Annotated in this window: 3 protein-coding genes; all 3 read left to right on the top strand. The window is 39.5% G+C overall.

The annotated features are described in order from the left end of the window. Window positions 1-179 precede the first annotated feature (179 nt). The 3 genes from CD30_RS01455 to CD30_RS20000 all read left to right on the top strand — a co-directional run bounded on the left by CD30_RS01455 (window position 180) and on the right by CD30_RS20000 (window position 6,070). Window positions 180-1,754, top strand: a complete 1,575-nt coding sequence (locus CD30_RS01455) for a hypothetical protein (protein ID WP_036171357.1) — start codon at window positions 180-182, stop codon at window positions 1,752-1,754. Further along, window positions 1,751-4,606 (top strand): DEAD/DEAH box helicase, encoded by a 2,856-nt coding sequence (locus tag CD30_RS01450; protein WP_036171353.1) that lies wholly within the window; start codon window positions 1,751-1,753, stop codon window positions 4,604-4,606. Before CD30_RS01455 ends, CD30_RS01450 begins: the two co-directional genes overlap by 4 nt. Before the next feature lie 1,188 nt (window positions 4,607-5,794). After that, on the top strand, window positions 5,795-6,070 hold the full coding sequence (locus tag CD30_RS20000; protein WP_141096022.1) for a hypothetical protein: 276 nt from the start codon (window positions 5,795-5,797) through the stop codon (window positions 6,068-6,070). Window positions 6,071-7,127: the final 1,057 nt, after the last annotated feature.

Here is a 7,127-nt window from a genome sequence, read left to right as displayed (position 1 = left end):
GATCACTTAAATAGTGCTCTTGATCACATAGCCGTCTCATTGGAGCGGACCATAAACCAAACCTTTCATTTCTAAAAAAACCTTCAATCTTCCAACTCTTTTCCAATCATATCGCTTATCATTAGGACGTTTTCAAGTTATAATGAAAGGACAGACTTTTTTAGGAGCGATCATACATTATGAGTTTATCTGTTTCGGCGATTGCACGAGATCATGCAGATTTCATTTATAAAAATATAGAGCAAATTGAACGGATGTTTCACCCTTCTGTAACAGAAGATGAGGAGTTGATTCGACGTGCACTTTTTGCTGTACGTAATAAGTCCGTCGTGTTCCAACGATACATTCCCGCGAACCAAAGACTTTATTTATCTGTGCAGGATGTGCGTACAACTGAAGTAATTATCCATTTCGTTCCGAATATTATGTCATGTACATGTCCGCAAGATGGAATGTGTCGTCACAAAGTAAGTGTGATACTTTCCCTATACCAACATTTAGAGTCCGTCCAGGATTGGGCTGCGAAATGGCGAGAGAAAAAAAGTGTGTCACTTCATGAGTTAGCTTCCGAACGAAGTCCAGAAAATTGGCTACGAATGGTCGATGAAGTCATGTCGAATGTTTTAACACCGGACACTCATCTGGACAGTTATTTAATCTCGAACATTGCTGACAATACGATGTCAAAGCTGAAGAAGCATCTTCCATTCGAACGTGAGTGGCAGCCTCTTTATCACATATTTATGGAACTTGCTGTTTTGAATAAAATTTGGGACCACATGACAAAATCAAATGCTCGACTTCAAAATGATTACTTTGAATACTTTTTTGACAGAAGATTTGATTCATTGCAAAATAATATTCATGACATTACTGCAAAATCTCGATTATTTGCGATGGACCCCTTTTTCAATGCATTGCAATTAATGGTACGAGAACTGTTAATAGAGCGAACAGGCTATATGAATAGAAGAATGAATCTTTATTTACTATTTTGGGATACATTATTTGTTGAAAAGAGCCGTGCAGAGGAAGAGCTTGCTTATTTTGACGAGGTACTATTTACAAAAGACGGTGTTCCTATTGATTTAATGAAAAATGTTTTCTATATTTTATTGAAAAATTATTCTGATCTAAAAAATAATTTAAATATAGTATATGAGGAGCAGCTTTTAATTTACTTCGGATTAGCACGCTTTGCTATTTCAAAGAACGATCAAATTGCAAGTGAGTTAATTTTAAAATCAATCCTACCTTATTTAAATCAATTTATTAATGTTACGTTAACACCTACCCACCGCCAAATGTATGTGAAAAAAGTGAATAAATTATATGAAAATATTTCACTTACTGAGCGAGAAGAGCAAACATTATATTCTGCCTTCGGAGTGTATGGCATCCATCCGTATTCAAATTATTTGTTAAAGAATAAACGATATGAGGAATGGGCTGCTATCCATCAGTTGTACCCGACTTCGATTTCATATTTAGAATCATGTGGATTGCGTGAGGTAATAGATGCTGCACCTAGTGTAACACTTCCGTTATATCATTATTACGCAATGGAGGAAGTAGGGCAAAAATCGCGATTGAATTATAAACAGGCAGTGCGCATATGGAAAATGATGAAATCTGCTGCAAAAAAATGTGGAAAGATGAATTTTTGGACAGACTATATTCATTCTGTAAGTGAACAACATAAACGACTGCGAGCGCTACAAGAAGAATTGGAGAAAGGAAATCTACTAGTATGATTGATGATGTACGAAATGCTACCCCCTTTGCGAAAACATTGCGATTAAAGATAGATCAGCAAGAATCGGGGTTTTATACAGTTAAAGCTTTCTCTGACGAAAATTTGGTGCGCCCCGTTTCCACGTGGTCACATCAATTATTTTACCGATATGAACCGAATTTTTTCGGACTCTATGCAAATGTAGAAAATGATGTTTTATATTTGAGTTCCGCAGAGTTCATGGATTTATTGTCACCTAAGTACATTCACCCTTTTGTACAACTTCAAGGAGCGAATGAAGAATCGGAAAAGCTCATAGGTGTTGTGAAGGCTTTGCAATTGTTGTGGAATAGCAGTGCTCTTTGGGATTATGCCGTGTTTCAGGAAGATGAGCTAGTTTTCGAATTGCCATCCATGTTCGGTGAAGATGCTCATGTGAAAAGTTCTTTAGGTTCGATTGATGTCGACTTAGCCGAATTAAGTGAAATACTTTCGGTTGCAACGAAGCAAAAATTAGCATTTTCAGGACTTATGATTGAGGATATCCCTTCCCTACTGCCTTTCTTTAAAGAAGGGGGATGGCCGCTTAACAATGAGCGTTCGGTTGGCGACGTGCGTGTAGCATTGCGATTAAGCGAGCCAGAAGAGGATTCGGAAATGTGGCTACTGGAAACAGTCATCAGTAATGTGAAAACGGCAAAGGTATGGACGCCTGCTGTTCGTAAACGTCATTTGCCAATTGCTGATACTCTACCTGAAAAGTGGATGCCTTATGCAGATGAGATTGTTTCATTACAAAAGCAGATACTTGATTTGATTCAAATTGAAGGGGCAAATATTTCTAGCGATTTTGCGAATCAATTTTTGTACATTGAGCTAGAGGATCCTGATGTTCGTAAATTATTGCGAAATGATTTTGCGAAGCTTCAAGCACTTGGCTTTGAGGTTATTTTACCTGCTTGGTTGAAAGAGCTGAAACAAACAAGATTACGGGTTCGCGTAAGTGCGAATAATATGACGACTCGAAAAGTTGCAGGACTCGATGATATTTTGACCTTCAAATGGAATCTTTCTGTTGGCGGCTCACAAATTTCTGAGGAACAGTTCCGTCAGATGGTCAATGAAAAACGTGAATTTGTCCGCATTGGAAATGAGTGGTTCCGTCTCGATGCAGAATGGATGAACGGCATTCGTGAGTTAATGGATAAGGCAGAGCAAGAAAATTGGACGGTCCGTGAATTATTGTTCCGCGAGTTGCCAGAAGAATTAACTGCTCCTGCTGAGGAAGAGTCAGCGGATGAAGATGACGCATTGCGGGATGATCCGTTGTTCGCCTTTGAAATGCAGCGTTCATTGAAAACCTACGTGGATCAATTATCAGAGAAAAAAGGTTTACCAGCTGTCGCTGTACCTAGTACGTTGCAGGCTGAATTACGTCCCTATCAGCAAGAAGGCTTTGAATGGCTTGTCTTCATGCGCGAGCAAAAATTCGGCGCCGTGCTTGCAGATGATATGGGGCTTGGAAAAACGGTGCAGTTGATAAGCTATGTTTTGCATACCGTGAATGAACTCGAGGTACATGATCCTGCAATCATTGTTTGTCCTACTTCTGTATTAGGAAATTGGCAAAAGGAATTGGAACGGTTTGCACCTTCTCTTCGTGTGTCTACCCATTATAGTTCTTCAAGAGCGAAAGATGATGAGTTTGTTGGATATATTCATGAAGCGCAGCCAAATGTAGTCTTGACAACGTATGGTACAGTTTCGCAGGATGTTGAATTTTTAGAGCGTGTGAATTGGTCGACGATTGTACTTGATGAAGCACAAAATATTAAAAATATGCAAACGCTGCAGTCAAGGGCAATACGTCGTTTGATGGGTGACCATCATATTGCCCTAACAGGAACGCCGATTGAAAACCGTTTGTCTGAGCTTTGGGCGATTTTTGATTTCATTCATAAAGGGTATTTAGGTAGTTTTGGAAAGTTCCAGGAACAGTATATATTGCCAATTGAGCGAGATGAGTCGGACCGTCATAAAGAGATTTTGCGAATGAAGATTCGTCCATTCTTGTTACGCCGTACGAAAAATGATCCTGATTTACAATTAAACTTACCAGATAAATTGGAAGCGAAAAAATACTGTCCACTAACGAGTGAGCAAGCGGCACTATATGAAGGGTACATTCAAGATACACTTGTCGGAATGGAAAGTATGAGTGGCTTTGAGAAGAAGGGTCGAATTTTACAAATGTTGAGTAAGTTAAAACAGCTTTGTAATCACCCTGCCCTTTATTTAAAGGAACCTTTTGAGGATGCAACGGTTATGATGGAGCGCTCTGTGAAGCTAAAAAGCATTGTCGAGCTTGCTAGTGAAATTGTAGAGAATGGCGAGCAATGTTTGATCTTCACTCAGTATATTGGTATGGGTCATTTATTGCAACATTGCTTCAGTGAGTTGCTAGATGTGGATGTACCGTTTTTAACAGGAAGTATGCCAAAAAGCCAACGAGATCGATTGGTTGACGCCTTCCAAGCAGGAGAATTCCCTATTTTCTTGTTATCGTTAAAAGCTGGTGGCACTGGGTTGAATTTGACTGCTGCTTCCCATGTATTACATGCAGATCGCTGGTGGAATCCGGCTGTAGAAAATCAAGCAACAGACCGCGCATATCGAATCGGTCAAACTCAATTCGTGCAGGTGCATAAATTTATTACCATCGGCACAATCGAAGAAAAAATCGACAAAATGATCGAACTAAAATCCGCCCTATCAGAGGAACTTATCCAATCAAGCAACTGGCTGACAGAACTACAAGATGAAGAATTACTTGATTTACTGACGCTGGATGCAGATGTTGTGAGGAGTTAAGAAGTGATGGGTGCGGTGCGTGCGGGTGTGTATAGGTACAGTGTATAATTACGGATCATGTGTAGACTGAGAATGTAATGGCCGAGTGCAAGTGCGGTTAAACTGACAGATTTTGAGTGCGGTGACTTGATTGAAATGCGAACCCCACGTCCTAAATGGAGAATGTGGATACGTAGGCAGAATTCAATATGGAAGCTATTTAGGAGAGCTGAAAATGCTCTCCTTTTTTATTTGGGAATTTAGTTAGGCGATTTAGTTTGGACGTTAGATGGTCGGATTTGGGCGGATAAAGTTTGTTTGGATCACTTGGTGATATAATTTGAGCGGATAGATTTGTCTTTATTTAAGCGAGTTTTCTTTGGGGCACATGGAGTTTTGATTGGATCACATAAATGATTCATTGGAGCACTTAGTAATCTGATTTGGGCGGATATTGGACTCTTTTGAGCACATAGTTTCTTTTGGATCGTTTGGGCTTCGCTTTGGGTCACTTAGGGCTATAATTGAGCGGATAGCTTTGTCTTTTTTAAGAGAGTTTTCTTTGGGGCACATGAGGTTTTGATTGGATCACATAATTGATTCATTGGAGCACTTAGTTGTGGGATTGGGGCGGTTATTGGATTCTTTTGGGCAAATAGATTTTTTTAGATCGTTTGGGCTTCGCTTTGGATCACTTAAGGTTATAATTGAGCGGATAGCTTTGTCTTTTTTTAAGCGAGTTTTCTTTGGGGCACATGGAGTTTTGATTGGATGATTGGATCACATAAATGATTCATTGGAGCACTTAGTTGTGGGATTGGGGCGAATACGGGACTCTTTTGGGCACATAGCTTTCTTTGGATCGTTTAGCCTCGGGTTTGGATCACTTAGGGCTATAATTGAGCGGATAATTCATTCTATTTCAGTGAATATCATGTAATCAGAAAATACCCCCCAATGAATGGACTTAACTGCGCTCGGAGTGGACTTAACAGCCGAGTGAGTGGACAAAAACCAACGCTCACTGGACATAAATCTAGCATCTGGACAAAATTCACCTGCCATTGGACTTAACTGCGCTCGGAGTGGACTTAACACCCAAGTGAATGGACAAAAACCAACGCTCACTGGACATAAATTTAGCATCTGGACATAATCGTCCTGCCAATGGACTTAACTGCGCTCGGAGTGGACTTAACAACCGTGTGAGTGGACAAAAGCCACCGCCGAACGGACATAAATCTAGCATCTGGACAAAATTCACCTGCCATTGGACTTAACTGCGCTCTGAATGGACTTAACGCACAAGTGAGCGGACATAAACCACGCCGAACTGACATAAATCTAGCATCTGGACAAAATCCACCTGCCAATGGACTAAAACACGCTCGGAGTAGACTTAACACACAAGTGAGTGGACATAAACCACCGCCGAACGGACATAAATTTAACATCTGGACAAAATCATCCAACGAATGGACATAAACGCGCTCTGAGTGGACATAAAACCCGTATGAATGGACATAAACCACCGCCGAACGGACATAAAACTGGCAGCCGTACTTAACTCTCCAGCAGCAAACTAATAATCCCAGAAAATATAAAAACAGAGCCGAAGTTCCTCTTCTTCAGCTCTGTTTTCCTTTACATTACCTACCGATTTCTTGTTTATCCTCGCAATATTAAGTTGTCATACTCTACTATGTAGAGTTAAGGAAGAATGGGTCACTACTGTGCGGTCGGTCAGCAGTGATTTTAATATCACCTCCTTTAAATGCTTATTTTTAGGGGGATGATTTTGATTTGCTATATGTGTTTTTTCGTAGAATCACCCAAGCGATATACAAAGATCTGTTTTAAGGAGCCTCTCACCAATTCAAAACGAATTGATGCCCAGCTAAATATTTTTGGATCACACAAGTTTTATTGAATTTCGTTTTACATATTAAGTAGCCCCACCGATTCTCACCATCCAATCGAATCGGTGGCCCAGCTAAATATTTTTGGATCACGCAAGTTTTATTGAATTTCTTGTTTTAATATTAAGTAGCTCTCACCAATTCCACCATCCAAACGAATCGGTGGCCCAGCTAAATATTTTTGGATCACGCAAGTTTTATTGAATTTCTTGTTTTAATATTAAGTAGCTCGCACCAATTCCACCATCCAAAAGAATCAGCGCCTAGCTAAATATTATTGATCACGTAAGTTTTATTGAATTTCTTGTTTAAATATTAAGTAGCTCCCCACCGATTCTCACCATCCAAAAGAATCAGTGGCTAGCCTAGCTAAATATTTTTGGATCACGCAAGTTTTAATTAATTTCCTTTTAAAATATTAAGTAGCCCCCACCGATTCTCACCATCCAAACAATCGGTGGTCAGCTAAGTGGAACACGCAAGATTGAGAGTACCTTTTCTTTAGAACTATAACGATTGATGAATGATGATTTGTAATAATAAAAGTAAGTAATTTTTATCAATTCATATTTATCCCCTAATGAATTGATGATCTTTGGTATGATAAGATTAAGTATAGAGAA

The organism is Ureibacillus massiliensis 4400831 = CIP 108448 = CCUG 49529 (genome assembly GCF_000772965.1).
GTDB lineage: Bacteria > Bacillota > Bacilli > Bacillales_A > Planococcaceae > Ureibacillus > Ureibacillus massiliensis.
This window is presented reverse-complemented; position numbering and strand designations above follow the sequence as displayed.

Coding starts and splice junctions, on each gene's coding strand:
- CD30_RS01455 (WP_036171357.1), top strand. CDS start 180: ATGAGTTTATCTGTTTCGGCGATTGCACGAGATCATGCAGATTTCATT.
- CD30_RS01450 (WP_036171353.1), top strand. CDS start 1,751: ATGATTGATGATGTACGAAATGCTACCCCCTTTGCGAAAACATTGCGA.